This window comes from Pseudomonas sp. KBW05, assembly GCF_003852405.1.
Classification (GTDB): domain Bacteria; phylum Pseudomonadota; class Gammaproteobacteria; order Pseudomonadales; family Pseudomonadaceae; genus Aquipseudomonas.
This window is the reverse complement of record NZ_QAJM01000009.1, coordinates 218,671-243,740: the sequence shown is the minus strand read 5'-3', so window position 1 is coordinate 243,740 and position 25,070 is coordinate 218,671. Positions and strand designations below refer to the sequence as shown.

Sequence of the window (25,070 nt, the reverse complement as noted above, 5' to 3'; positions counted from 1 at the left end):
GTCTGACCCAAGATAACGACAACGGATTCTGTAGGAGTACATCGTGCGTAAGTTGACTCAATTGGTTCTGCTGGCCACCGTGCTGGTAACCACCCCGGCCTTCGCCGAGATGAAAATCGCCGTCCTGAACTATCAGATGGCTCTGCTGGAATCCGATGCGGCGAAGAAGTACGCCGTGGATGCCGAGAAGAAATTCGGTCCGCAACTGACCAAGCTCAAGACCCTGGAAAGCAGCGCCAAGGGCATCCAGGATCGTCTGGTTGCCGGTGGCGACAAGATGCAGCAAGGCGAGCGTGAGCGTCTGGAGCTTGAATTCAAGCAAAAGGCCCGTGATTACCAGTTCCAGTCCAAGGAGCTGAACGAAGCCAAGGCTGTTGCTGACCGTGAAATGCTCAAGCAACTGAAGCCGAAACTCGACAGCGCCGTGGAAGAAGTCATCAAGAAAGGTGCCTTTGACCTGGTGTTCGAGCGCGGCGCCGTGATCGACGTCAAGCCTCAATACGACATCACCCGTCAGGTGATCGAGCGCATGAACCAGCTGAAGTAAGCCATGACCGCGACTATCAAACTCGGCGAGTTGGCCGAGTTCCTGGGGGCCGACTTGCGCGGCTCCCCGGAGAAAGAAATCACTGGGCTAGCCACCTTGCAGGAGGCTGGCCCAGCTCAGTTGAGCTTCCTCGCAAATCCTCAGTACCGTAAATACCTCGTCGACAGCCAAGCCGCAGCCGTGTTGCTGAAAGCCGCTGACGCCGAAGGGTTTACCGGGGATGCGCTGGTGGTGGCCGACCCGTACCTGGCTTACGCGCGTGCTTCGCACCTGTTTGACCCGAAACCCAAGGCTGTCGCCGGGATCCATCCGTCTGCAGTCATCGCCGATGATGCCCAGGTTGATCCTGCGGCCAGCATTGGTGCCTTTGCGGTGATCGAGAGCGGTGCACGCATTGCGGCCGGCGTCACGGTCGGTGCGCATTGCTTTATCGGTGCACGCTGTGAAATCGGCGCCGGCGGTTGGCTGGCTCCTCGCGTGACCCTGTACCACGATGTGCGTATTGGCGAGCGTGTGGTGATTCAATCGGGTGCCGTGATCGGTGGGGAAGGCTTTGGCTTTGCCAACTCGAAAGGCATCTGGAACAAGATCGCCCAGGTCGGCGGTGTGTTGATTGGCGACGATGTGGAGATTGGCGTGAACACGGCTGTCGATCGCGGGGCCTTGGCCGATACCGTGATCGGCAATGGCGTGAAGCTCGACAACCAGATCCAGATCGCCCACAACGTACAGATTGGCGATCACACTGCCATGGCTGCCTGTGTGGGTATTTCCGGCAGCACCAAGATCGGCAAGCATTGCATGCTCGCCGGTGGCGTTGGGCTGGTAGGCCACATCGATATTTGCGACAACGTCTTCATTACCGGCATGACCATGGTGACCCACTCGATTACCGAGCCAGGCGCCTATTCTTCCGGTACAGCCATGCAGCCCGCAGCTGAATGGCGCAAGAGTGCAGCACGCTTGAGGCATCTGGATGACATGGCTCGACGTCTCAAACAGCTGGAAAAGCGTGTTGGTGACGTGACCCCTGGCGGTAATGCTTCATCAGAAGGCTGATACCATTTCCATATCAAGTGTGCACAGCCGCTAGACTTGCCTCCTTGATTTGCTAGCGGGGCGTGCTTTTAGTCCGCCCCCAATCTTTATTACAGGCTTCCCCCCGAAATGATGGACATCAACGAGATTCGCGAATACCTGCCTCACCGTTACCCGTTCCTGCTGGTGGACCGTGTAGTGGACCTCAATGTCGAGGAAAAGCGCATTCGTGCCTACAAGAATGTCAGCATCAACGAACCGTTCTTCAACGGTCACTTTCCCGCGCATCCAATCATGCCGGGCGTGTTGATCATTGAAGCGATGGCCCAGGCTGCCGGTATCCTTGGTTTCAAAATGCTTGACCTCAAGCCTGCCGACGGCACGCTTTACTATTTCGTGGGTTCCGACAAGTTGCGTTTCCGCAATCCGGTCACCCCGGGTGACCAGTTGATCCTGGAAGCCAAGTTCATCAGCTGCAAGCGCCAGATCTGGAAGTTTGAGTGCCAGGCCTCGGTGGATGGCAAGCCGGTGTGCTCTGCCGAGATCATCTGTGCGGAACGCAAACTATGAGTTTGATTGACCCTCGCGCAATCATCGATCCGTCGGCCGTGCTGGCCGCCGACGTTGAGGTCGGCCCTTGGTCGATCATCGGCGCAGGTGTTGAAATCGGCGAGGGGACTGTCATCGGGCCACATGTGATCCTCAAAGGTCCGACCCGTATTGGCAAACACAATCGCATCTACCAGTTTTCCTCGGTAGGCGAAGACACCCCGGACATGAAGTACAAGGGTGAAGAAACACGCCTGGTAATCGGTGACCACAACATCATCCGAGAAGGCGTGACCATTCACCGTGGCACCGTGCAGGATCGTGCCGAGACCACGCTGGGCGACCACAACCTGGTCATGGCCTATGCCCACATCGGCCACGACAGCGTGATCGGCAACCACTGCATCCTGGTCAACAACACCGCGTTGGCCGGCCATGTACATGTTGACGACTGGGCGATTTTGTCCGGTTTCACCCTAGTGCATCAGTACTGCCATATCGGCGCCCACAGCTTTTCCGGCATGGGCACCGCCATCGGCAAGGACGTTCCAGCGTTCGTTACCGTGTTCGGCAACCCGGCCGAAGCCCGCAGCATGAACTTCGAAGGCATGCGCCGTCGTGGTTTCAGCGAAGAAGCCATTCACGCCCTGCGCCGTGCCTACAAGGTGGTTTACCGCCAGGGCTTGACGGTTGACCAGGCCCTGACCGAACTGGCCGAGCCGTCGGCGTTGTTCCCGGAAGTCGCGATATTCCGTGACTCGATCCAGGCATCGACTCGCGGCATCACCCGCTGATCATGGCCAATCTGCGTATTGCGCTGGTGGCCGGTGAAGCTTCCGGCGACATTCTGGGCGCAGGTCTGATGCGGGCCCTCAAGGCCCAGCATCCTGCGGTTGAATTTATCGGCGTGGGTGGCCCCCTGATGCAGGCCGAAGGCCTCACGTCCTACTTTCCCATGGAGCGCTTGTCGGTCATGGGGTTGGTGGAAGTGTTGGGCCGTCTGCGCGAGCTGCTGGCTCGGCGCAAGCTGCTGATTCAGACCCTTATCGAAGAAAAGCCCGACGTCTTCATCGGCATCGACGCGCCGGACTTCACTCTCAATATCGAACTCAAGTTGCGTCGGGCCGGGATCAAGACCGTGCATTACGTCAGCCCGTCCGTGTGGGCGTGGCGGCAGAAGCGCGTGCTGAAGATCCGCGAAGGCTGCGACCTGATGCTGACCCTGCTGCCGTTCGAGGCCAGGTTCTACGAAGAGAAGGGCGTGCCGGTGCGTTTTGTCGGCCACACCCTGGCCGATGCCATCCCGCTGCAAGCCGATCGCGCGGCGGCCCGTGCGGAACTGGGTTTGCCTGACGGCCCGCTGGTGGCGTTGATGCCGGGTAGCCGGGGCGGCGAAGTCGGCCGTTTGGGCGCGTTGTTTTTCGATGCCGCCGAACGGCTGATGACCTTGAAGCCAGGCGTGCGTTTCGTGCTGCCGTGTGCCAGTCCGCAACGTCGAGCACAAATCGAAACCTTGCTTGAAGGGCGCAACTTGCCGTTGACCCTGCTCGACGGCCAATCGCACCTGGCCCTGGCGGCCTGTGATGCCGTGTTGATTGCCTCGGGCACCGCGACCCTGGAAGCGCTGCTGTACAAGCGCCCGATGGTCGTGGCCTATCGCCTGGCGCCGCTGACGTTCTGGATTCTCAAGCGCATGGTCAAAAGCCCCTACATCTCCTTGCCCAACCTGCTGGCCCAACGCCTGTTGGTGCCGGAGTTGTTGCAGGACGACGCAACGCCCGAAGCCCTGGCGCAAACCGTATTACCCCTGATCGATGGCGGCGAAGAGCAGACCCGTGGTTTTGACGCCATTCATCGCGTCTTGCGCCGTGATGCGTCGAATCAGGCGGCGGATGCCGTGCTGGCCTTGATCGGGCAAAAACAGGAAACAGTATGACGACGCAAATGGGCCTGGACTTCAGCCTGGTTGCCGAAGCCCACGAACTGGTGGCCGGTGTGGACGAAGTGGGTCGCGGCCCGCTGTGCGGTGCGGTGGTGACGGCGGCGGTGATCCTTGACCCGAACCGCCCGATCCTCGGCCTCAATGACTCGAAAAAACTCACCGAAGCGCGCCGCGAAAAGCTCTTCGATGAGATCTGTGAAAAGGCCTTGAGCTGGCACATCGCTCGGGCCGAAGTCGAAGAAATCGACGAACTGAACATCCTCCACGCCACCATGCTCGCCATGCAGCGCGCGGTCGAAGGCCTGCACATCACGCCGAAAATGGCGATGATTGACGGCAACCGCTGCCCCAAACTGGCGATGCCGTCTGAAGCGGTGGTCAAGGGTGATAGCAAGGTGCCGGCGATTGCCGCCGCGTCGATCCTGGCCAAAGTCAGTCGCGACCGTGAAATGGCCGCCTTCGAACTGATTTATCCCGGTTACGGCATTGGTGGCCATAAGGGCTACCCGACGCCCGTTCATCTGGAAGCCTTGGCGCGCCTCGGCCCAACGCCGATCCATCGACGTTCGTTCGCCCCGGTTCGCCTGGCTTACGAGGCGCGGGAAGCTCTCGGCGAGCTGTAGTCGCGAGGCTGATGTTTTGCTCAAGGCCCGGTACAATCCCGGGCCTTGTTGTTTCTAAGTTTCTAGACAGGATCACTATGCCGGCTTCATTCGTTCACCTGCGCCTGCACACTGAATACTCCCTGGTCGACGGCCTGGTACGGATCAAACCGCTGGTCAAAACCTTGGTGGGCATGAACATGCCTGCGGTAGCGGTTACCGATCAGAACAACATGTGTTCCCTGGTCAAGTTTTACAAAAACGCCATGGGCGCCGGCATCAAGCCGATCTGCGGCGCCGACCTGTGGCTGTCCAACAAAGACCCGGACAACGCTCTGAGCCGCATCAGCCTGCTGGCGATGAACGGTGTCGGTTACCGCAACCTCACCGAGCTGATTTCCCGGGGTTTCATCGACGGCCAGCGCAATGGTTCGATCATCATCGAGCGCGAGTGGGTGGCCGAGGCCAGCGAAGGCCTGATCATGCTTTCGGCTGCCAAAGAGGGCGAGATCGGCCTCGCGCTGCTGGGCGGCAACCCGCAGGAAGCCGAAGTGCTGGCCCGCGAGTGGATGCAGGTCTTCCCTGACCGTTTCTACCTGGAAGTGCAGCGCACCAACCGCCCCAACGACGAAGAGCACCTGCACGCCGCCGTGGCCCTGGCTGACACGCTGGGCGCGCCGCTTGTGGCGACCAACGATGTGCGTTTCATCAAGAAGGAAGATTTCGAGGCCCACGAGACCCGCGTGTGCATCGGCGAAGGCCGAGCCCTGGATGACCCGCGTCGCTCGAAAAACTACAGTGAAGAGCAATACCTCAAAAGCGCCGACGAGATGGCCGAGCTGTTCAGCGACCTGCCCGAGGCCCTGGAAAACTCCGTCGAAATTGCCAAGCGCTGCAATATCGAAGTGAAGCTGGGCAAGCACTTCTTGCCCAACTTCCCGATTCCCGATGGCATGACCATCGACGAATATTTCCGCAAGGTGTCGTTCGACGGTCTGGAAGATCGCCTGACTGTTCTACTACCCAAGGACACCACCGAAGACTACGAGGCCAAGCGCCAGGTCTACGTCGATCGGCTGAATTTCGAGCTGGATATCATCATCCAGATGGGGTTCCCCGGTTACTTCCTGATCGTAATGGACTTTATCCAGTGGGCCAAAAGCAACGGCGTACCGGTTGGCCCGGGCCGGGGGTCGGGTGCCGGTTCGCTGGTGGCCTATGTACAGAAGATTACTGACCTCGACCCGCTGGAATATGACCTGCTGTTCGAGCGGTTCCTGAACCCGGAACGGGTTTCCATGCCCGACTTCGACGTCGACTTCTGCATGGACGGTCGTGACCGCGTGATCGAATACGTGGCCGAGAAATACGGCCGCAACGCCGTAAGCCAGATCATCACCTTCGGTTCCATGGCGGCCAAGGCTGTAATCCGTGACGTGGCGCGGGTGCAGGGCAAGTCCTACGGCCTGGCGGATCGTCTGTCGAAGATGATCCCGTTCGAAGTCGGCATGACCCTGGAAAAGGCCTATGAGCAGGAAGAGATCCTGCGCGACTTCATCAAGATCGATGAAGAAGCCGCCGAAATCTGGGACATGGCGCGCAAGCTTGAAGGCGTGGTGCGTAACGTCGGTAAACACGCCGGTGGTGTGGTAATTGCCCCTACCAAGCTCACGGACTTTTCGCCGATCTATTGCGACGAAGCCGGCGACGGCCTGGTAACCCAGTTCGACAAGGATGACGTGGAGGCGGCCGGCCTGGTGAAGTTCGACTTCCTCGGCCTGCGTACCCTGACCATCATCGACTGGGCGCTCAAGACCATCAACCGCGAGCGCGCCAAGGTGGACGAAGCGCCGCTGGATATCGCGTTTATCCCGCTGGACGACAAACCGACCTATCAGCTGCTGCAAAAAGCCGAAACCACGGCGGTGTTCCAGCTTGAGTCGCGGGGCATGAAAGAGCTGATCAAAAAGCTCAAGCCCGACTGCCTGGAAGACTTGATCGCACTGGTGGCCCTGTTCCGTCCGGGCCCGCTGCAATCGGGCATGGTGGACGACTTTATCAACCGTAAGCACGGCCGCGCCGAGTTGGCTTACCCGCACTCCGACTACCAGTACGAAGGCCTCAAGCCCGTCCTGGCGCCGACCTACGGCATCATCCTGTATCAGGAACAGGTGATGCAGATCGCCCAGGTCATGGCCGGTTACACCCTTGGTGGTGCGGACATGCTGCGGCGGGCCATGGGTAAGAAAAAGCCCGAGGAAATGGCCAAGCAGCGCGGCGGTTTCATTGAAGGTTGCGCCACCAACAATATCGACGCCGACCTGGCGGGTAACATCTTCGACCTGGTGGAAAAATTCGCCGGTTACGGCTTCAACAAATCCCACTCCGCTGCGTACGGTCTGGTGTCGTACCAGACTGCCTGGCTGAAAGCCCACTACCCGGCGCCGTTCATGGCCGCGGTACTCTCGGCGGATATGCACAACACCGACAAGGTCGTGACCTTGATCGAGGAAGTGCGCACCATGAAGCTGCGCCTCGACGCGCCGGACGTGAACGCCTCGGAGTTCAAGTTCACGGTGAACGACGAAGGCCGCATCATTTATGGTCTGGGCGCGATCAAAGGCGTGGGCGAAAGCCCGGTGGAGGCCATTGTTGAAGCGCGCCAGAGCGGGCCGTTCGCGGATCTGTTCGACTTCTGCGCGAGGGTCGACCTCAAGCGCATCAATAAACGGACCCTCGATGGCTTGATCCGCAGCGGCGCGCTCGACCGTCTCGGCCCGTATTTCCACGATGAGCCGAAGGCCTACCAGGCCAATATCGACCGTAATCGTGCGGTGCTGTTGACCGCCATGGAAGAGGCGATCAAGGCCGCCGAACAGACCGCCCGTACCCACGACAGCGGCCACGCCGACCTGTTTGGCGGCTTGTTCGTCGAAGAAGACGCGGACGTCTACGGCAACCATCGCAAGGCCAAGGAGCTGACCCTCAAGGAACGTCTCAAGGGTGAGAAAGACACCTTGGGCCTGTACCTGACCGGCCACCCGATTGACGAATACGAAGGCGAAATCCGCCGTTTTGCCCGCCAGCGCATCATCGACCTGAAGCCGGCCCGCGACACCCAGACCGTTGCCGGCATGATCATCGCCCTGCGGGTGATGAAGAACAAAAAGGGCGACAAGATGGGTTTCATCACCCTCGACGACCGCTCGGGCCGCATCGAAGCGTCGCTGTTTGCCGACGCGTTCCATTCTGCGCAGTCGTTGTTGCAGACCGATGCCATGGTGGTGGTGGAAGGGGAGGTCAGCAACGACGACTTCTCCGGCGGCCTGCGCCTGCGGATCAAGCGGGTCATGAGCATGGAAGACGCGCGCACCAACCTGGCCGAAAGCCTGCGCCTGAAGGTGAAAACCGAGGCGCTCAAGGGCGATCAGCTACGCTGGTTGGGCGACTTGCTCAAGCGCCACCGTGGCGCGTGCCCGGTGACCATGGAGTACACCGGCAGCGACGCCAAGGCCATGTTGCAGTTCGGCGAGACCTGGCGAATTGATCCGGCGGATGGCTTGATTCAAGCTTTGCGTGACCAGTTCGGGCGAGACAACGTCTTCCTCCAATACCGTTGATGGCCAGGTGGCAGTAGAAAGCCTGATCTCGACTGAACATTTAATCTCGACCTAAACGCGCCTCTCCCTTAAGGTAGGGCGCGAATAGACCACCGGCTGGCCAGGCACTCCTTGGCCGTCGACCCAAGACGGACGCTTATGAACCCGAATTTTCTTGATTTCGAACAGCCGATCGCTGACCTGCAAGCCAAAATTGAAGAACTGCGCCTGGTCGGCAATGACAATTCGCTGAATATCGGCGATGAGATCGCTCGCCTGCAGGACAAGAGCAGCACCCTGACCGAAGACATCTTCGGCAAGCTGACCAGCTGGCAGATCGCGCGCCTGGCTCGCCACCCGCGCCGCCCGTACACCCTGGACTACATTCAGCACATCTTCACCGAATTCGACGAGTTGCATGGCGACCGCCACTTCTCCGACGACGCGGCTATCGTGGGCGGTATCGCTCGCCTGGACGACCAGCCGGTAATGGTCATCGGTCACCAGAAAGGCCGTGAAGTGCGCGAAAAAGTTCGCCGCAACTTCGGCATGCCGCGCCCGGAAGGCTACCGCAAGGCCTGCCGCCTGATGGAAATGGCCGAGCGCTTCAAGATGCCGATCCTGACCTTCATCGACACCCCGGGCGCCTACCCGGGTATCGACGCTGAAGAGCGTAACCAGAGCGAAGCCATCGCCTGGAACCTGCGCGTCATGTCCCGCTTGAAAACCCCGATCATCGCCACCGTGATTGGTGAAGGTGGTTCCGGCGGCGCACTGGCCATCGGCGTGTGCGACCAGTTGAACATGCTCCAGTACTCGACCTACGCGGTGATCTCGCCGGAAGGTTGCGCCTCGATCCTGTGGAAAACCGCAGAAAAGGCGCCGGACGCTGCCGAAGCCATGGGCATCACCGCCGATCGCCTCAAAGGCCTGGGTATCGTGGACAAAGTCATCGCCGAGCCACTGGGCGGCGCTCACCGCGACCCGGCGGCTGCCGCTGCGACCATCCGTGCTGAGTTGGGCTCGCAATTGGCGATGCTCAAGAAGCTGGATAACGAAGCGCTGTTGAAGCGTCGTTATGAGCGTCTGATGAGCTACGGCCTCTAAGCTGACGCAGTACTAAAATGTGGGAGCGGGCTTGCTCGCGAAGGCGGTGTGTCAGTCACTGTAAAGGTTGACTGATCCACCGCCTTCGCGAGCAAGCCCGCTCCCACATTTGCTTTGTGTATGCTGGGTTATCGCATTCCAGATTGATGGCGGTATTTTTCATGACTCCTTCCTTAACCGCCAAACTCCTGCAAGCCCTGGCCCTCTGGCGCAACGCCCCCGCCTGGCATGTCGCTTTCTCCGGCGGTCTTGATTCCACTGTCTTGCTGCACCTCCTGGCCAGCACCGAACACCTCCCGCCGCTCAACGCCATCCATGTCCACCACGGCCTGCAAGCCACCGCCGATGCCTGGCCAAGCCATTGCCAAACGATCTGCGACCGCCTGGGCGTGCCTCTGCGCGTCATGCGCGTACAGGTCCAACCCGGCGCCAGCCTTGAGCGTGCCGCCCGTGACGCGCGTTACCAGGCGTTTGCCGAGGTTGTCGGCGCCGGTGAGGTGTTGCTGACCGGCCAGCATCGTGACGATCAGGCCGAAACCCTGCTGTTTCGCCTGCTGCGTGGGGCAGGGGTGCGCGGGCTGGCGGCGATGCCCGCCCATCGCGTCTTGGCAGGTGGGCATCTGGTGCGACCGCTGCTGGATGTCTCGCGTGCCGAGCTGCAAGCCTATGCCCACGAACATCAACTCACGTGGATTGACGATCCGTCCAACGCTGACACTCGGTTTTCGCGCAACTACTTGCGTCACCGGGTAGTCCCGCTGCTGACGGAGCGTTGGCCGCAAGCTGTCAGCAGCCTTGCACGCACCGCCGAACACCTGAGTGAAGCCCAAGGCCTGCTCGATGAGCTGGCTCAGATGGACCTGCATACCGCCGATCAGCCGTCGTCGTTTCCTTGGCTTCCATTGCCGTCGTTGGCGCTTACGCCATTGCGCGAGCTTTCCGATGCCCGCCAGCGCAACGTCTTGCGTCACTGGCTGACCCCGCTGACCCGTTTGCCCGACAGCGACCACTGGGCCAGTTGGTATTCCCTGCGTGATGCCAAGCGTGACGCGCAGCCGCTGTGGCGCCTTACCGATGGCGAACTGCACCGTTGCGCCGAGCGCATCTGGTGGGTGCCTGCCACTTGGTCGGATTTTTCCGACGCATCGGTGAGCTGGCCCCAACCGCAAAACCCACTAGAGTTACCCGGCAATGGTCGGTTGGAATTGGTCGGCAAGCCACCCGAAGGTCCGCTGGAGATCCGCTATCGTCAAGGTGGCGAAATCGTCGAAGTCCCCGGCCGAGGCCGGCGTGACTTGAAGCGTCTGCTGAACGAAGGTGGCTTGCCAGGCTTCATGCGTGGCAGATTGCCGCTGCTGTATCAGGGCGAGCAATTGCTGGCGGTCCCCACCCTCGCTGGGCTATGGCCCGACTCGACGGGCGACTGGCAATTACATTGGATGCCACAGACGTGCGATCAAGGTTTGAGCTGATAGAGCCTTTCCGGTAGACTACGCTCCCTTCTTGATACAACTTCTGTGGATTCGCCTGAATCGCAGCAGTTGCCGATTACCAAGCAGTCTTTGCTGGGCGATTCCAAAAAATGTGTAGCGATCAACGTACCGGTGTTTCATTGCTGGTCTGTCACAACGCGGCGGTTTTTTTGAAAGGTGCACTGTGATTAATGCAGGTGATCGGGGGCTTCGGCCTCTCTTCGCTTTCCCCGGCGGCTCGGACCGCTTTAACGCAGACTTCTAGGGTTTTTCATGACGCGCTACATATTCGTCACGGGCGGTGTTGTTTCTTCATTGGGGAAAGGCATCGCATCGGCTTCATTGGCGGCCATCCTGGAGGCGCGGGGACTTAAGGTCACCATGCTCAAGCTGGACCCGTACATCAACGTTGACCCGGGCACCATGAGCCCGTTCCAGCACGGTGAAGTGTTCGTCACCCACGACGGCGCCGAGACCGACCTGGACCTGGGCCACTACGAGCGGTTCATCCGCACGACCATGACCCAGAACAACAACTTCACCACCGGCCGTGTCTACGAGCACGTGCTGCGCAAGGAGCGCCGTGGTGACTACCTGGGTGCAACCATCCAGGTGATCCCGCACATCACCGACGAAATCAAGCGCCGCATCATCAAGGGTGCAGGCGATGCCGACGTGGCGATGGTCGAGATCGGTGGCACCGTGGGTGACATCGAGTCCCAACCGTTCCTCGAAGCCATCCGCCAGTTGCGTTTCGAAGTCGGCGCCAAGCGCGCGATGCTGATGCACTTGACCCTGGTCCCGTACATCGCCACCGCCGGCGAAACCAAAACCAAGCCTACCCAGCACTCGGTCAAGGAACTGCGTTCCATCGGCCTGCAGCCGGACGTGCTGGTGTGCCGCTCCGATCACCCGATCGACATTTCCTCGCGTCGCAAGATCGCGCAATTCACCAACGTTGAAGAACGTGCGGTGATCGCGCTGGAAGACGCCGACACCATCTACAAGATCCCGGGCATCCTGCATTCGCAAGGCCTGGACGATTTTGTGGTCGAGCGTTTCGGCCTGCAATGCAACGGCGCGGACCTGTCCGAGTGGGAAGCCGTGGTTGACGCCAAGCTCAACCCTGAGCACGAAGTCACCATCGCCATGGTCGGCAAGTACATGGAACTGCTGGACGCGTACAAGTCGCTGATCGAAGCGATGAGCCACGCCGGTATCAGCAACCGTACCAAGGTCAACCTGCGCTATATCGACTCCGAAGACATCGAGAACCAAGGCACTGCCTTGCTCGAAGGTGTGGACGCGATCCTCGTGCCAGGCGGTTTCGGCCTGCGTGGCGTGGAAGGCAAGATCACTGCGGTGCAGTACGCTCGTGAAAACAAGGTGCCGTACCTGGGTATCTGCCTGGGCATGCAAGTGGCCGTTATCGAGTTCGCCCGTAACGTGCTGGGCTGGAAAGACGCCAACTCCACCGAGTTCGACAGCAAGAGCGGCCACCCGGTCGTGGGCCTGATCACCGAGTGGGAAGATGCCACCGGCGCGGTCGAGACCCGTACCGAAGCCTCCGACCTGGGCGGCACCATGCGCCTTGGCGCGCAAGACTGCCTGCTGGAGCCGGGCTCGCTGGTTCACGATTGCTACGGCAAGGACGTGATCGTCGAGCGTCACCGTCACCGCTACGAAGTGAACAACAACCTGCTGCCGCAAATCAAAGAGGCTGGCCTGAAAATCTCCGGTCGCTCCGGTGATGGCGCGTTGGTTGAAGTGGTTGAGGCACCGGATCATCCATGGTTCGTCGCTTGCCAGTTCCACCCGGAGTTCACCTCGACGCCGCGCGACGGTCACCCGTTGTTCAGCGGTTTCGTCAAGGCAGCACTGACGCAACACCAGAAGAAGGCGTAACCCTGATGGCCCAGAAGATCATTCGCGTCGGCGACATCGAGATTGCCAACGACAAGCCCATGGTGCTGTTCGGCGGCATGAACGTGCTGGAAAGCCGCGACATGGCGATGCAGGTCTGTGAAGAGTACGTCAAGGTCACCGAGAAACTCGGTATCCCTTACGTATTCAAGGCCAGCTTCGACAAGGCCAACCGTTCGTCCGTGACCTCCTATCGCGGCCCGGGCCTTGAAGAAGGCATGCGGATCTTCCAGGACATCAAGCAAGCCTTCGGCGTGCCGATCATCACCGACGTCCACGAGCCTGAGCAGGCTGCCGTGGTCGCCGAGGTGTGCGACATCATCCAGTTGCCGGCCTTCCTGTCGCGCCAGACCGATCTGGTTGTCGCGATGGCCAAGACCGGCGCTGTGATCAATATCAAGAAAGCCCAGTTCCTCGCACCCCAGGAGATGAAACACATCCTGAACAAGTGCGTGGAAGCGGGTAACGACCAGTTGATCCTCTGCGAGCGTGGTTCGAGCTTCGGCTACAACAACCTCGTGGTGGACATGCTCGGTTTCGGCATCATGAAACAGTTCGAATACCCGGTGTTCTTCGACGTGACCCACGCGCTGCAAATGCCCGGTGGTCGTGCCGATTCCGCTGGCGGGCGTCGTGCCCAGGTGCTGGACCTGGCCAAGGCCGGCATCAGCCAGTCCCTGGCGGGCCTGTTCCTCGAAGCCCACCCGGACCCGGACAACGCCAAGTGCGACGGCCCTTGCGCCCTGCGCCTGGACAAGCTGGAGCCGTTCCTGGCCCAGCTCAAGCAGTTGGACGAACTGGTCAAGAGTTTTCCGACGGTAGAGACCGCGTAAGCCGCGTTTCTCCGGTAAAGTATCCCACGCTAAATGCTCAGGCCCCCGGGCCTGAGCCTTGTCGCCTGCAAGCCTGCCCCGTTGTTCCACCCTTGCGGTCGGTCAAAAGTTTTCCTTCAACTGCGTCGTTTTCGTCAACTTTGGAGTGTTTACAACAATGGCAAAAATCGTCGACATCAAAGGTCGTGAAGTTCTCGACTCCCGTGGCAACCCCACCGTCGAAGCCGACGTGCTTCTCGATAATGGCATCACTGGCAGCGCCTGCGCGCCGTCCGGTGCGTCTACCGGTTCGCGCGAAGCGCTGGAACTGCGTGATGGCGACAAGAGCCGTTACCTGGGCAAAGGTGTACTCAAGGCCGTAGCCAACATCAATGGCCCGATCCGCGACCTGCTGCTGGGTAAAGACCCGGTTGACCAGAAAGCCCTCGACCTGGCAATGATCAAGCTCGACGGCACCGAAAACAAAGGCAGCCTGGGCGCCAACGCCATCCTCGCCGTATCCCTGGCTGCGGCCAAGGCTGCTGCCCAGGACCAGGACCTGCCGCTGTACGCCCACATCGCCAACCTGAATGGCACCCCGGGTGTTTACTCGATGCCGGTGCCGATGATGAACATCATCAACGGTGGCGAGCACGCCGATAACAACGTCGACATCCAGGAATTCATGGTGCAGCCGGTTGGCGCCAAGTCCTTCTCCGAAGGCCTGCGCATGGGCACCGAGATTTTCCATCACCTGAAAGCCGTGCTGAAGGCCCGTGGCCTGAGCACTGCCGTGGGTGACGAAGGTGGTTTCGCACCGAACCTGGCGTCCAACGAAGATGCACTGAAAGTCATCTCCGAAGCCGTGGCCAACGCTGGCTACAAGCTGGGCACCGACGTGACCCTGGCCCTGGACTGCGCGGCCAGCGAGTTCTACGAAGATGGCAAGTACAACCTGTCCGGCGAAGGCCAGGTGTTCAACTCCGAAGGTTTCGCCGAATACCTGAAGGGCCTGACCCAGCGCTATCCGATCATCTCGATCGAAGACGGCCTGGACGAGTCCGACTGGGACGGTTGGAAAATCCTGACCGACAAGATCGGCGAGAAAATCCAGCTGGTGGGTGACGACTTGTTCGTGACCAACACCAAGATCCTGAAAGAAGGCATCGACAAGAAGATCGCCAACTCGATCCTGATCAAGTTCAACCAGATCGGCACCCTGACCGAAACCCTGGAAGCCATCCAGATGGCCAAGGCTGCGGGCTACACCGCCGTGATCTCCCACCGCTCCGGCGAAACCGAAGATTCGACCATTGCCGACCTGGCTGTGGGCACTTCGGCGGGCCAGATCAAGACCGGTTCCCTGTGCCGTTCCGATCGCGTTTCCAAGTACAACCAATTGCTGCGTATCGAAGAGCAACTGGCTGGCAAAGCCAAGTACAACGGTCGCGATGAGTTTCGCGGCTGAGCTGTAAATGGTAAAAAGTCGGCGGATTGCGTCGGAAAAAACACGACAGTGTAGATTTCGACGCTAATCTCATGGCTATCTAGCACAAGCCTGGTTCTTCCAGGCTTCGTGCTATCAGTTGCTGCAAAAGTTTTGCATGGCTGTCTTTTTTCACTGGATACCCGGATTTCGATGCGCAGTCCCAATTGGTTGTTCCTCGTCTTGCTCTTGTTGCTGGCTGGCCTGCAGTACCGCCTATGGGTGGGTAATGGCAGCTTTGCGCAGGTAAAAGACCTGACCCAGCAAATTGCCGACCAGCACGCCGAAAACGAACGCCTGCTGGAGCGCAACCGCGTCCTCGATGCCGAAGTGCTTGAGCTGAAAAAAGGTACGGAGACCGTGGAAGAGCGGGCTCGTCATGAGTTGGGCATGGTCAAGGAGGGCGAGACCCTCTACCAGTTGGCCCAATGAGTAACGATTTGCCGGCCTTCTGGGCCGTGATTCCTGCCGCGGGTGTCGGTGCCCGTATGGCTGCGGACCGTCCCAAGCAATATTTGCAGTTGGGCGGGCGCACAATTCTCGAACACAGCCTTGGCTGTTTTCTCGACCATCCAACGCTCAAGGGCCTGGTGGTCAGTCTTGCTGCTGATGATCCCTACTGGCCCAACCTGGCCTGTGCTGCCGACCCGCGCATCCAGCGTGCCGACGGTGGCGCCGAGCGTTCGGGTTCGGTGCTCAATGCGTTGTTGCAATTGAATGCCCTGGGCGCCAGTGATGATGATTGGGTGTTGGTACACGATGCGGCGCGACCTAACCTGAGTCGCGATGATCTCGATAAGTTGCTGATGGAACTGGCCGATGACCCCGTTGGCGGTCTGTTGGCCGTGCCGGCCCGCGATACGCTCAAGCGCGTCGACAAGCACGGGCGGGTGGTGGAAACCGTTGATCGCAGCTTGATCTGGCAAGCCTACACGCCGCAGATGTTCCGCCTCGGTGCCTTGCACCGCGCGTTGGCCGATAGTTTGGTGGCGGATGCGGTGATCACCGACGAAGCCTCGGCCATGGAGTGGTCCGGCCAGGCGCCGCGCTTGATCGAGGGGCGTTCGGACAATATCAAGGTGACCCGGCCGGAGGATCTGGAGTGGTTGCGGTTGCGGTGGGCTAACCGTAGGTAGTCAGTTGCACCGAGTCGACATCATCGCAGGCAAGCCAGCTCCCACATTGGACCGCGTTTATCCTGTAGGAATACGGTCAAAGGTGGGAGCTGGCTTGCCTGCGATGAGGCCGGCACAAACAACCCATAATCACTGGCTGTACTCCGGCCTTTCAGCCAACCCCGCCTTCAAAAAGTCCACCAGCTTCCTGACCTTCGGCGACAAATGTCGCTGCTGCGGATACAGCGCCCACACCGCCGTATTCGGTGGCTGATGCGCCTCCAGCAACGACACCAGCGCACCACTGTGCAGATGCTCCAGCACGTAATAATCCGGCAACTGGCACAACCCGACGCCTTGCAGCGCCGCATCCAGCACCGCCTGCCCACTGTTGCAGCGCCAGTTTCCCTGCACCCGCTGAGAAAATTCCCGCCCGTCCTGGGCCAGTTGCCAGATGTCCGAGCTGCCGATCAGGCAGTTATGCCGACTCAATTCCGACAAACTATGTGGCCGCCCATACCGCGCCAAGTAGGACGGTGACGCACACACATACATGCGCCGCGGTGCCAGGCGGCTGGCAACCATGCGCGAATCCTGCAGGCGCCCGAGACGAATCGCCAGGTCGAGGCCTTCGTGCACCAGGTCCAGTTGGCGATTGCTCAGCTCTATATCCACACGCAATTGCGGATACAACGCCATGAACCGCGTCACCAACGGCACGATAAACCGCTCGCCGTAGGCCACGGCGCAGGTCATGCGCAACATGCCCTTGGGCTCGCTGGTGAGGTCTCCGACCGCGCGCAGGGCCTCTTCGCGACCGTCCTGCAAACGTTGGCAATGCTGCAGGAACGTCTGGCCCGCTTCAGTCAGGGTGACCTTGCGCGTGCTGCGATACAGCAAGCGCGTTTGCAGCCGCTCTTCCAGGCGCGCCACTTGCCGGCTGATATGGGACGACGAAACGCCCAGCCGCTCGGCAGCCGCTGTGAACTGGCTGCACTCGGCGACGGCGACGAACTCATCGATGCCTTCCCAGCGGTTTTCCAACATCTTGATTATCCCTGTGCAGCAATAATGTTTTGCTTTTGCCTGGATTATTCATCACTCAGCCATGTTTTACACTCTGCGCCTCAGTTTTTAACTCCATGGAGAAACCCGGATGATCAAGTCCCGTGCCGCCGTAGCCTTCGAAGCCAAGAAACCTCTTGAAATCGTTGAAGTAGATGTCGCTATGCCCAAGGCTGGCGAAGTGCTGTTGCGCGTGGTCGCGTCCGGCGTGTGCCACACCGACGCCTACACCCTGTCGGGCGCGGACCCGGAAGGCATCTTCCCGTCGATCCTCGGTCACGAAGGGGGGGCAGTGGTTGAAGCGATTGGCGAGGGCGTGACTTCGGTAGCGGTCGGCGACCACGTGATCCCGCTGTACACCCCGGAATGCGGCAAGTGCAAATTCTGCCTCTCGGGCAAGACCAATCTGTGCCAGGCCATCCGTTCCACGCAGGGCAAAGGCTTGATGCCGGATGGCACCACGCGTTTCTCCTACAAGGGTCAGCCGATTTTCCACTACATGGGCACTTCGACCTTCTCCGAGTACACCGTGCTGCCGGAAATTTCCGTGGCCAAGATTCCTAAAGAAGCGCCGCTGGAAAAAGTCTGCTTGCTGGGGTGTGGCGTCACCACCGGTATCGGTGCAGTGATCAACACGGCCAAGGTCAAGCCGGGCGACACCGTGGCCATCTTCGGCCTCGGCGGTATCGGCCTGTCGGCCATCATCGGCGCGGTAAAAGCCAAGGCTGGCCGCATCATTGCCATCGACATCAACCCGGCCAAGTTCGAAATCGCCAAGCAACTGGGCGCCACCGACTGCATCAACCCGAAAGACTACGATCGCCCAATTCAAGATGTGATTGTCGATTTGACTGACGGCGGCGTGGACTTTTCCTTCGAGTGCATCGGCAACGTGCAACTGATGCGTGCCGCCCTTGAGTGCTGCCACAAAGGCTGGGGCGAGTCGGTGATCATCGGTGTAGCGGGCGCTGGCCAGGAAATTTCCACGCGCCCGTTCCAGTTGGTGACCGGTCGCGTCTGGCGTGGTTCGGCCTTCGGCGGCGTGCGCGGTCGTACTGAATTGCCAAGCTACGTGGAAATGGCCCAGACCGGCGAGATCCCGCTGGACACCTTCATCACCCACACCATGGGCCTGGAAGACATCAACAAAGCGTTTGACCTGATGCACGAAGGCAAGAGCATCCGCACCGTCATCCACTTCTGAGGTCGGCCATGAGTCTGGAAAACCTGTCGTGCCAGAAAAGCTTTGGCGGCTGGCATAAACGCTACAAGCATCACTCCGATGTGCTCGGTTGCGACATGACCTTTGCCGTCTACCTGCCGCCGCAAGCGGAGCAGGGCGGCAAGTTGCCAGTGCTGTACTGGCTGTCGGGCCTGACCTGCACCGATGAGAACTTCATGCAGAAGGCCGGTGCCCAGCGCATGGCCGCCGAGCTGGGGCTGATCATCGTCGCGCCGGACACCAGCCCACGTGGCCCGGGTGTGCCGGGCGACCCGGACAACGCCTGGGATTTTGGCCTGGGCGCGGGCTTCTACCTGAATGCCACCCAGGAACCTTGGGCCAAGCACTATCGGATGCATGACTACGTGGTGCAGGAATTGCCGGCGTTGGTCGAAGCGCATTTCCCGGCTTCGGATAAGCGCGGCATCAGCGGCCATTCCATGGGCGGCCATGGCGCGTTGGTGTGTGCGTTGCGCAATCCTGGGCGTTACCTGTCGGTGTCGGCGTTTTCGCCGATCAACAACCCGATGGATTGCCCGTGGGGCCAGAAAGCCTTCTCCCGTTACCTGGGGGAAGAACGCTCGAAGTGGCGTGAGTGGGACGCTTGCGTGCTGATCAGCGAGGCCTCGGAAAAGCTGCCATTGCTGGTGGATCAGGGCGACCGCGACGACTTCCTCGCCGTGCAGCTCAAGCCTGAAGCCTTGCAGCAAGCGGCGAAGGCGGCCGGTCATCCGCTGGAACTGCGCCTGCAACCCGGCTACGACCACAGCTACTTCTTTATCGCCAGCTTCATCGAAGAGCATTTGCGACATCATGGCCGTGCTTTGCTCGGTTAATGTGTGGCAAAAGTAGGTAGAATCACGCCCTGAATTAAATCGGGGCGTTTTTTTATGCGTATTGGCCACGGCTACGATGTGCACCGTTTCGCTGAGGGCGACTTCATCACCTTGGGTGGCGTGCGCATTGCACACCACCATGGGTTGCTGGCTCATTCCGACGGCGACGTTGTGTTGCATGCCTTGAGCGATGCCTTGCTCGGCGCAGCGGCGTTGGGTGATATCGGCAAACATTTTCCAGACACCGATCCCACCTTCAAGGGTGCGGACAGTCGCGTCCTGTTGCGCCACGTTGTAGGCCTGATCCACGCCAAGGGCTGGAAAGTCGGCAACGTCGATAACACCATCGTGGCCCAGGCGCCGAAAATGGCCCCCCATATCGAATCGATGCGCGCGCTGATTGCCGCGGATCTGCAAATAGAATTGGATCAAGTGAACGTGAAAGCCACCACCACCGAAAAGCTCGGGTTTACCGGTCGTGAAGAGGGCATTGCGGTGCACTCCGTCGCCTTGTTGCTGCGCGCATGAACGACCTGCAACTGTTGGGCCCACGGGCCTATGGCGAGGCGTTGGGCAGTGCCGTCCTGAAGGCCACCGCTGAAGACTTCCAGGTTGATGAAGTGCTGGACATCCCGTTGACCGGCGATGGCGAGCACCTGTGGTTGTGGGTCGAGAAACGCGGCCTCAATACCGAAGAGGCCGCGCGGCGTATCGCCAAGGCCGCTGGCGTGCCGTTGCGTACCGTCAGTTATGCCGGGCTCAAGGATCGCCAGGCGCTGACGCGCCAGTGGTTCAGCGTGCAGTTGCCGGGCAAGGCTGATCCAGACATGAGTGGTGCGGAAAACGACACCCTCAAGATCCTCAAGATGGCCCGCCACAAACGCAAGTTGCAACGTGGCGCGCATTCGGCGAACGGCTTCACCTTGCGCCTGACCCAATTGGCCGGTGATACCGCGGCCATCGACGCGCGGTTGCAACTGATTGCCCAGCACGGCATTCCCAACTACTTCGGCGCCCAGCGTTTTGGCCACAACGGCGGCAACGTGGTTGATGCCCGCGAGTGGGCGGCGCGCAAGGCCTTGCCGGAGCAGCGCAATGTGCGTTCGCGGCTGCTGTCCACTGCGCGCAGTTTCTTGTTCAACAAGGTGTTGGCGGCACGTGTTGCCGACGGTTCCTGGCAGCGTGCCCAGGTCGGCGACCTGCTGGCGTTTACCGACAGCCGCAGCTTTTTCCCGGCCGGCGAGGCTGAATGCAGCGACCCGCGCCTGGCGATCCTCGACCTGCACCCGACCGGGCCGCAGTGGGGTGAGGGCGATTCGCCCGCCAGCGGTGCGACCCATGCGCTGGAGCAGGCCGTCGCCGCCAGTGAAGCCGAGCTGCGCGATTGGCTGGTGAATGCGGGCATGAGCCAAGAGCGGCGCATTCTGCGACTGCCCATTGGCGGGTTGACGTGGCATTATCCCGGGCCTGACATTCTGCAATTGGAATTCGTCCTGCCGGCCGGATGCTTCGCCACTGTCTTGGTGCGCGAGCTTGTTGATCTGGTGCCGGTGGGGCAGACGGACAGCCCATGCGTATTCTGATATCAAACGATGACGGTGCCACCGCACCCGGTCTTGCCGCGCTCTATGCTGCGCTGGAAGATTACGCCGAGTGCGTGGTGGTTGCCCCCGACCAGGACAAGAGCGGCGCCAGCAGTTCGCTGACGCTCGACCGTCCGCTGCACCCGCAGGTTCTGGCCAACGGCTTTATCAGCGTGAACGGTACCCCCACCGACTGCGTCCACCTGGCGATCAACAGCCTGTTGGACCGCGAGCCGGACCTGGTGGTATCGGGCATCAACCTCGGCGCCAACCTCGGTGACGACGTGCTGTATTCCGGTACGGTGGCGGCGGCCCTTGAGGGGCGCTTCCTCGGCCGTACTTCGTTCGCCTTTTCGTTGGCTTCGCGCCAATTGGACAATCTGCCGACCGCGGCCTATTTTGCGCGCAAGCTGGTCGAGGCCCACGGCTCCCTGGACCTGCCGCCGCGTACGGTGCTCAACGTCAATATTCCCAATTTGCCCCTCGACCACATCCGTGGCATCCAGCTGACGCGCCTGGGCCACCGTGCCCGTGCGGCAGCGCCGTTGAAGGTGGTCGACCCGCGTGGCAAGGAAGGTTATTGGATCGCCGCTGCCGGCGATGCCGAAGACGGCGGCCCGGGCACTGACTTTCATGCGGTGATGCAAGGTTATGTGTCGATTACCCCGTTGCAACTTGATCGCACCTTCAGTGATGCCTTCAGTAGCCTCGATGGCTGGCTGGAGGCGCTGAACTGATGGGCCGCGAACAAGACGACCTGCTGCGCCGGGGCATCGGGATGACCTCCCAGCGTACCCGTGAGCGTTTGATCCAGCGCCTGTACGAAGAGGGGCTGTCCAACGCCCAGGTGTTGGAAGTGATCCGGCGTACGCCTCGGCACTTGTTTGTCGATGAGGCCTTGGCGCATCGCGCCTATGAAGACACGGCGCTACCCATTGGCCACAACCAGACCATTTCCCAGCCGTACATGGTCGCGCGCATGAGCGAGTTGCTGCTGGCGGCGGGGCCACTGGACAAGGTGCTGGAGATCGGCACCGGCTCGGGCTACCAGACAGCGGTGCTGTCACAGTTGGTGGAGCGGGTGTTTTCGGTGGAGCGCATCAAGGTCCTGCAGGACCGCGCCAAGGAGCGCCTGGCCGAGTTGAATCTGCGCAACGTAGTGTTCCGCTGGGGCGATGGTTGGGAGGGTTGGCCGGCGCTGGCACCCTATAACGGCATTATCGTTACCGCCGTGGCCACTGATGTTCCCCAAGCGTTGCTCGATCAATTGGCCCCGGGTGGGCGGTTGGTGATCCCGGTGGGCTCCGGCGAAGTGCAACAATTGATGCTCATCATCCGCGAAGACGAAGGTTTTTCACGGCATGTGCTGGGCGCTGTGCGCTTCGTCCCGCTGCTTAACGGCCCGCTGGCCTGATCATTTGTGCGCCGGCAGTGAATTCTGTTGGCGAGGATGTGTCTTACGCCGGGGTCTATAGAGTCAACATGACGGGTGATCGGGATTAAACATGATGAATTTTTCGTTTCAGTCGTGTGCCGGTAAAAAGCCAATGCCCAGTTATACTTGCGTCATATTTCAAGCCTGATACAGGCATTCATGTTCAGCCACCATATAAGGGAGCGGCGGGTGAGTCTCACAGGTCTTGCGCAGCGTATGAGTAAAACAAGCTTTCAGCGACTGGTGCTTGGCCTTGTCTTGAGTTCCTTGTTGGTGGGGTGTTCCAGCTCGCCAAGCAGCGGCGCACGGGTGGTTGACCGCAATAGTGCGGTACCGCAAAAGCCGACCGTCACCACCGGGCAATATGTCGTGCGCAAAGGCGACACGATGTTCTCGATTGCCTTCCGTTATGGCTGGGACTACAAGGCGCTCGCAGCTCGTAACAATATTCCTGTGCCATACACGATACATCCGGGTCAGACGATTCGCTTTGATGGGCGCACCGGTTCAACGCCTGCGACCGTGGTCACAAACAGCACCTCTTCGCCGTCGTCTTCGAGCAAAACCACCATCATCACCCGGCCTGCAGGCACCGCCGCGCCTACGGTTGCGAGCAAGCCTGCACCTGCGCCACTGCCACCTGCCGGACCTGCACCGACGGGTTGGGGATGGCCCTCAAACGGAGTGCTTATTGGAAAATTCTCTTCAAACGGTAGTTTGAATAAAGGCATTGATATCGCCGGGGATTTGGGACAGCCTGTTTTAGCTGCGTCTGATGGGACAGTGGTGTACGCCGGGAGTGGTTTACGGGGCTACGGCGAGCTGGTCATCATCAAGCACAGCGATACCTACGTCAGTGCCTACGGACATAACCGCAGGCTGTTGGTTCGGGAGGGGCAGCAGGTCAAAGTCGGACAGACAATTGCCGAAATGGGGTCAACTGGTACAGACCGGGTGAAACTGCACTTTGAGATTCGCCGCCAAGGGAAACCTGTAGATCCGCTGCAATTCCTACCCCGTCGTTGATTTGTTGTCAGCCTGTTCCCTCACGTAGAAGGAACAGGCTCCAGTGTTGCCAAGGATAAAGGCGACGCTTGAGCTTGAGGTCGAACTCACCAAAGGACTATAACAATGGCTCTCAGTAAAGAAGCGCCGGAGTTTGACATCGACGATGAGGTTCTCCTTATGGAGACCGGTATCGCTGAGGAATCGATGTCGAATGAGGGACCTGCAACACCTTCAGTTCGCACCAAATCCAAGAACTCCACCGCGTTAAAGCAACACAAATACATTGATTACACGCGGGCGCTCGATGCGACCCAGCTGTACCTCAATGAAATCGGTTTTTCCCCTCTGCTCACTCCCGAAGAAGAAGTCCATTTTGCGCGCTTGTCGCAAAAGGGCGATCCGGCCGGGCGCAAGCGCATGATTGAAAGCAACCTGCGCCTGGTGGTGAAAATCGCCCGACGCTACGTCAATCGTGGGCTGTCCCTGTTGGACCTGATCGAGGAGGGCAACCTCGGCTTGATCCGGGCTGTGGAGAAGTTCGACCCTGAGCGGGGCTTCCGCTTTTCGACCTACGCCACCTGGTGGATTCGTCAGACCATCGAACGGGCGATCATGAATCAGACCCGGACGATCCGGTTGCCGATCCATGTGGTCAAGGAGCTCAACGTCTACCTGCGGGCGGCGCGTGAGCTTACCCAGAAACTCGATCATGAACCTTCGCCCGAAGAAATCGCCAACCTGCTGGAGAAACCGGTAGGGGAGGTCAAGCGCATGCTCGGCTTGAACGAGCGTGTGTCTTCGGTCGATGTCTCGCTGGGTCCGGACTCGGATAAAACCCTGCTGGACACCCTTACAGATGATCGCCCTACAGATCCTTGTGAACTGCTGCAGGACGATGATCTGTCCCAAAGCATTGACCAGTGGCTATCTGAGCTTACGGACAAGCAGCGTGAGGTGGTGATCCGCCGCTTCGGCCTGCGCGGCCATGAGAGCAGCACCCTGGAGGATGTCGGCCTGGAGATCGGCCTGACCCGTGAGCGGGTGCGGCAGATCCAGGTGGAAGGGCTCAAGCGCTTGCGTGAGATCCTGGAGAAGAATGGCTTGTCGAGTGAGTCGTTGTTTCAATAAGCGACACAGGACAAAGTGTGGGAGCGGGCTTGTGTGGGAGCTGGCTTGCCTGCGATAGCATCACCTTGGTGTCACTGACAAACCGAGGTGCTGCTATCGCAGGCAAGCCAGCTCCCACATGGGTTTGGCTCCCACATTTTTTTGCGCCCGGCCATTACATCGGCGACAGTGCTAAATCCCGGGCATAAAAAAACCCCGCTTTTAAGGGCGGGGTTTTTTCGACTAAGTCAGTACAAGTTAGATAACTTGAACTTCTTCAGCTTGCATGCCTTTCTGACCGCGGGTAGCGATGAAAGAAACCTGTTGGCCTTCTTTCAGGCTTTTGAAGCCGTCGGATTGGATAGCTTTGAAGTGAACGAACAGGTCGTCACCGGATTGTGGAGTGATGAAGCCGAAGCCTTTTTCATCGTTGAACCACTTAACGGTACCAGTTTGGCGATTAGACATGGTGTATCTCCTTGGACAAAGTTAACTGCGACTCAGGAAAAGCCCTGGCCGAGACTGAGTGCAAAGAGCAGGAAAAATTCTTGGAGATGGTTGGATCGAAATTCAACATATCGTGTAGAGATTCTCAGTGACACAAGCAGCACAGTGGCGCCAC

General features: G+C 59.9%; 24 protein-coding genes. 22 read left to right on the top strand and 2 right to left on the bottom strand.

Translation table 11 applies throughout. The features are described 5' to 3' along the window. Positions 1–43 precede the first annotated feature (43 nt). The 14 genes from DBR46_RS09850 to ispD all read left to right on the top strand — a co-directional run bounded on the left by DBR46_RS09850 (position 44) and on the right by ispD (position 16,213). Positions 44–547 carry an OmpH family outer membrane protein gene (locus DBR46_RS09850; RefSeq protein ID WP_003172279.1) on the top strand — a complete coding sequence of 168 codons (504 nt, stop codon included), beginning with the start codon at positions 44–46 and terminating at the stop codon, positions 545–547. Positions 548–550: 3 nt separating this feature from the next. Continuing rightward, on the top strand, positions 551–1,606 hold the full coding sequence (gene lpxD / locus DBR46_RS09845; protein ID WP_124526027.1) for a UDP-3-O-(3-hydroxymyristoyl)glucosamine N-acyltransferase: 1,056 nt from the start codon (positions 551–553) through the stop codon (positions 1,604–1,606). Positions 1,607–1,714: 108 nt separating this feature from the next. Next, a complete protein-coding gene (gene fabZ / locus DBR46_RS09840) occupies positions 1,715–2,155 on the top strand; it encodes a 3-hydroxyacyl-ACP dehydratase FabZ (RefSeq protein ID WP_003172281.1) in 441 nt (146 codons plus the stop codon). Continuing rightward, positions 2,152–2,928, top strand: coding sequence for an acyl-ACP--UDP-N-acetylglucosamine O-acyltransferase (lpxA, locus tag DBR46_RS09835; protein ID WP_124526026.1), 777 nt, complete (start codon positions 2,152–2,154; stop codon positions 2,926–2,928). The genes fabZ and lpxA overlap by 4 nt, the downstream gene beginning before the upstream one ends. A gap of 2 nt (positions 2,929–2,930) precedes the next feature. Next, a complete protein-coding gene (gene lpxB, locus DBR46_RS09830) occupies positions 2,931–4,070 on the top strand; it encodes a lipid-A-disaccharide synthase (protein WP_124526025.1) in 1,140 nt (379 codons plus the stop codon). Continuing rightward, a complete protein-coding gene (gene rnhB, locus DBR46_RS09825; RefSeq protein WP_124526024.1) occupies positions 4,067–4,699 on the top strand; it encodes a ribonuclease HII in 633 nt (210 codons plus the stop codon). Before lpxB ends, rnhB begins: the two co-directional genes overlap by 4 nt. Before the next feature lie 77 nt (positions 4,700–4,776). Next, positions 4,777–8,298 carry a DNA polymerase III subunit alpha gene (gene dnaE / locus DBR46_RS09820; protein WP_124526023.1) on the top strand — a complete coding sequence of 1,174 codons (3,522 nt, stop codon included), beginning with the start codon at positions 4,777–4,779 and terminating at the stop codon, positions 8,296–8,298. Between the two features lie 138 nt (positions 8,299–8,436). After that, positions 8,437–9,384, top strand: a complete 948-nt coding sequence (locus DBR46_RS09815) for an acetyl-CoA carboxylase carboxyltransferase subunit alpha (protein ID WP_017137153.1) — start codon at positions 8,437–8,439, stop codon at positions 9,382–9,384. A gap of 161 nt (positions 9,385–9,545) precedes the next feature. Next, a complete protein-coding gene (tilS, locus tag DBR46_RS09810; protein ID WP_124526022.1) occupies positions 9,546–10,856 on the top strand; it encodes a tRNA lysidine(34) synthetase TilS in 1,311 nt (436 codons plus the stop codon). 273 nt (positions 10,857–11,129) lie between these two features. Beyond that, on the top strand, positions 11,130–12,761 hold the full coding sequence (locus tag DBR46_RS09805) for a CTP synthase (protein ID WP_010212443.1): 1,632 nt from the start codon (positions 11,130–11,132) through the stop codon (positions 12,759–12,761). Between the two features lie 5 nt (positions 12,762–12,766). Then, positions 12,767–13,612, top strand: a complete 846-nt coding sequence (gene kdsA, locus DBR46_RS09800; RefSeq protein ID WP_010212442.1) for a 3-deoxy-8-phosphooctulonate synthase — start codon at positions 12,767–12,769, stop codon at positions 13,610–13,612. 157 nt (positions 13,613–13,769) lie between these two features. After that, entirely contained in the window at positions 13,770–15,059 is a 1,290-nt protein-coding gene (eno, locus tag DBR46_RS09795) for a phosphopyruvate hydratase (RefSeq protein ID WP_017739105.1), read from the top strand. Positions 15,060–15,230: 171 nt separating this feature from the next. Next, positions 15,231–15,509 carry a cell division protein FtsB gene (ftsB, locus tag DBR46_RS09790; RefSeq protein ID WP_003172294.1) on the top strand — a complete coding sequence of 93 codons (279 nt, stop codon included), beginning with the start codon at positions 15,231–15,233 and terminating at the stop codon, positions 15,507–15,509. After that, positions 15,506–16,213, top strand: a complete 708-nt coding sequence (gene ispD / locus DBR46_RS09785; RefSeq protein WP_124526021.1) for a 2-C-methyl-D-erythritol 4-phosphate cytidylyltransferase — start codon at positions 15,506–15,508, stop codon at positions 16,211–16,213. The genes ftsB and ispD overlap by 4 nt, the downstream gene beginning before the upstream one ends. A gap of 129 nt (positions 16,214–16,342) precedes the next feature. Here ispD and DBR46_RS09780 read toward each other — a convergent pair whose 3' ends face one another. Then, entirely contained in the window at positions 16,343–17,239 is an 897-nt protein-coding gene (locus DBR46_RS09780) for a LysR substrate-binding domain-containing protein (protein ID WP_124526020.1), read from the bottom strand. Positions 17,240–17,348: 109 nt separating this feature from the next. Here DBR46_RS09780 and DBR46_RS09775 point away from each other — a divergent pair, with 109 nt between their 5' ends. The 8 genes from DBR46_RS09775 to rpoS all read left to right on the top strand — a co-directional run bounded on the left by DBR46_RS09775 (position 17,349) and on the right by rpoS (position 24,469). Continuing rightward, the gene (locus DBR46_RS09775) at positions 17,349–18,461 is read left to right on the top strand and encodes an S-(hydroxymethyl)glutathione dehydrogenase/class III alcohol dehydrogenase (RefSeq protein WP_124526019.1); all 1,113 of its coding nucleotides are present in this window, start codon (positions 17,349–17,351) and stop codon (positions 18,459–18,461) included. Between the two features lie 8 nt (positions 18,462–18,469). Next, the gene (fghA, locus tag DBR46_RS09770) at positions 18,470–19,315 is read left to right on the top strand and encodes an S-formylglutathione hydrolase (RefSeq protein ID WP_124526018.1); all 846 of its coding nucleotides are present in this window, start codon (positions 18,470–18,472) and stop codon (positions 19,313–19,315) included. A gap of 54 nt (positions 19,316–19,369) precedes the next feature. Next, positions 19,370–19,843, top strand: a complete 474-nt coding sequence (gene ispF, locus DBR46_RS09765; protein WP_012722614.1) for a 2-C-methyl-D-erythritol 2,4-cyclodiphosphate synthase — start codon at positions 19,370–19,372, stop codon at positions 19,841–19,843. Then, on the top strand, positions 19,840–20,898 hold the full coding sequence (truD, locus tag DBR46_RS09760) for a tRNA pseudouridine(13) synthase TruD (RefSeq protein ID WP_124526017.1): 1,059 nt from the start codon (positions 19,840–19,842) through the stop codon (positions 20,896–20,898). Before ispF ends, truD begins: the two co-directional genes overlap by 4 nt. Further along, positions 20,886–21,635 carry a 5'/3'-nucleotidase SurE gene (gene surE / locus DBR46_RS09755; RefSeq protein WP_124526016.1) on the top strand — a complete coding sequence of 250 codons (750 nt, stop codon included), beginning with the start codon at positions 20,886–20,888 and terminating at the stop codon, positions 21,633–21,635. Before truD ends, surE begins: the two co-directional genes overlap by 13 nt. Before the next feature lie 41 nt (positions 21,636–21,676). Then, positions 21,677–22,312 (top strand): protein-L-isoaspartate(D-aspartate) O-methyltransferase, encoded by a 636-nt coding sequence (locus tag DBR46_RS09750; RefSeq protein WP_177325361.1) that lies wholly within the window; start codon positions 21,677–21,679, stop codon positions 22,310–22,312. 210 nt (positions 22,313–22,522) lie between these two features. Continuing rightward, the gene (locus DBR46_RS09745; protein WP_124526015.1) at positions 22,523–23,359 is read left to right on the top strand and encodes a peptidoglycan DD-metalloendopeptidase family protein; all 837 of its coding nucleotides are present in this window, start codon (positions 22,523–22,525) and stop codon (positions 23,357–23,359) included. Positions 23,360–23,464: 105 nt separating this feature from the next. Then, a complete protein-coding gene (gene rpoS, locus DBR46_RS09740; protein ID WP_124526014.1) occupies positions 23,465–24,469 on the top strand; it encodes an RNA polymerase sigma factor RpoS in 1,005 nt (334 codons plus the stop codon). A gap of 237 nt (positions 24,470–24,706) precedes the next feature. On the opposite strand, the gene DBR46_RS09735 is transcribed toward rpoS, so the two are convergent. After that, entirely contained in the window at positions 24,707–24,916 is a 210-nt protein-coding gene (locus DBR46_RS09735; RefSeq protein ID WP_002554837.1) for a cold-shock protein, read from the bottom strand. Positions 24,917–25,070 lie beyond the last annotated feature (154 nt).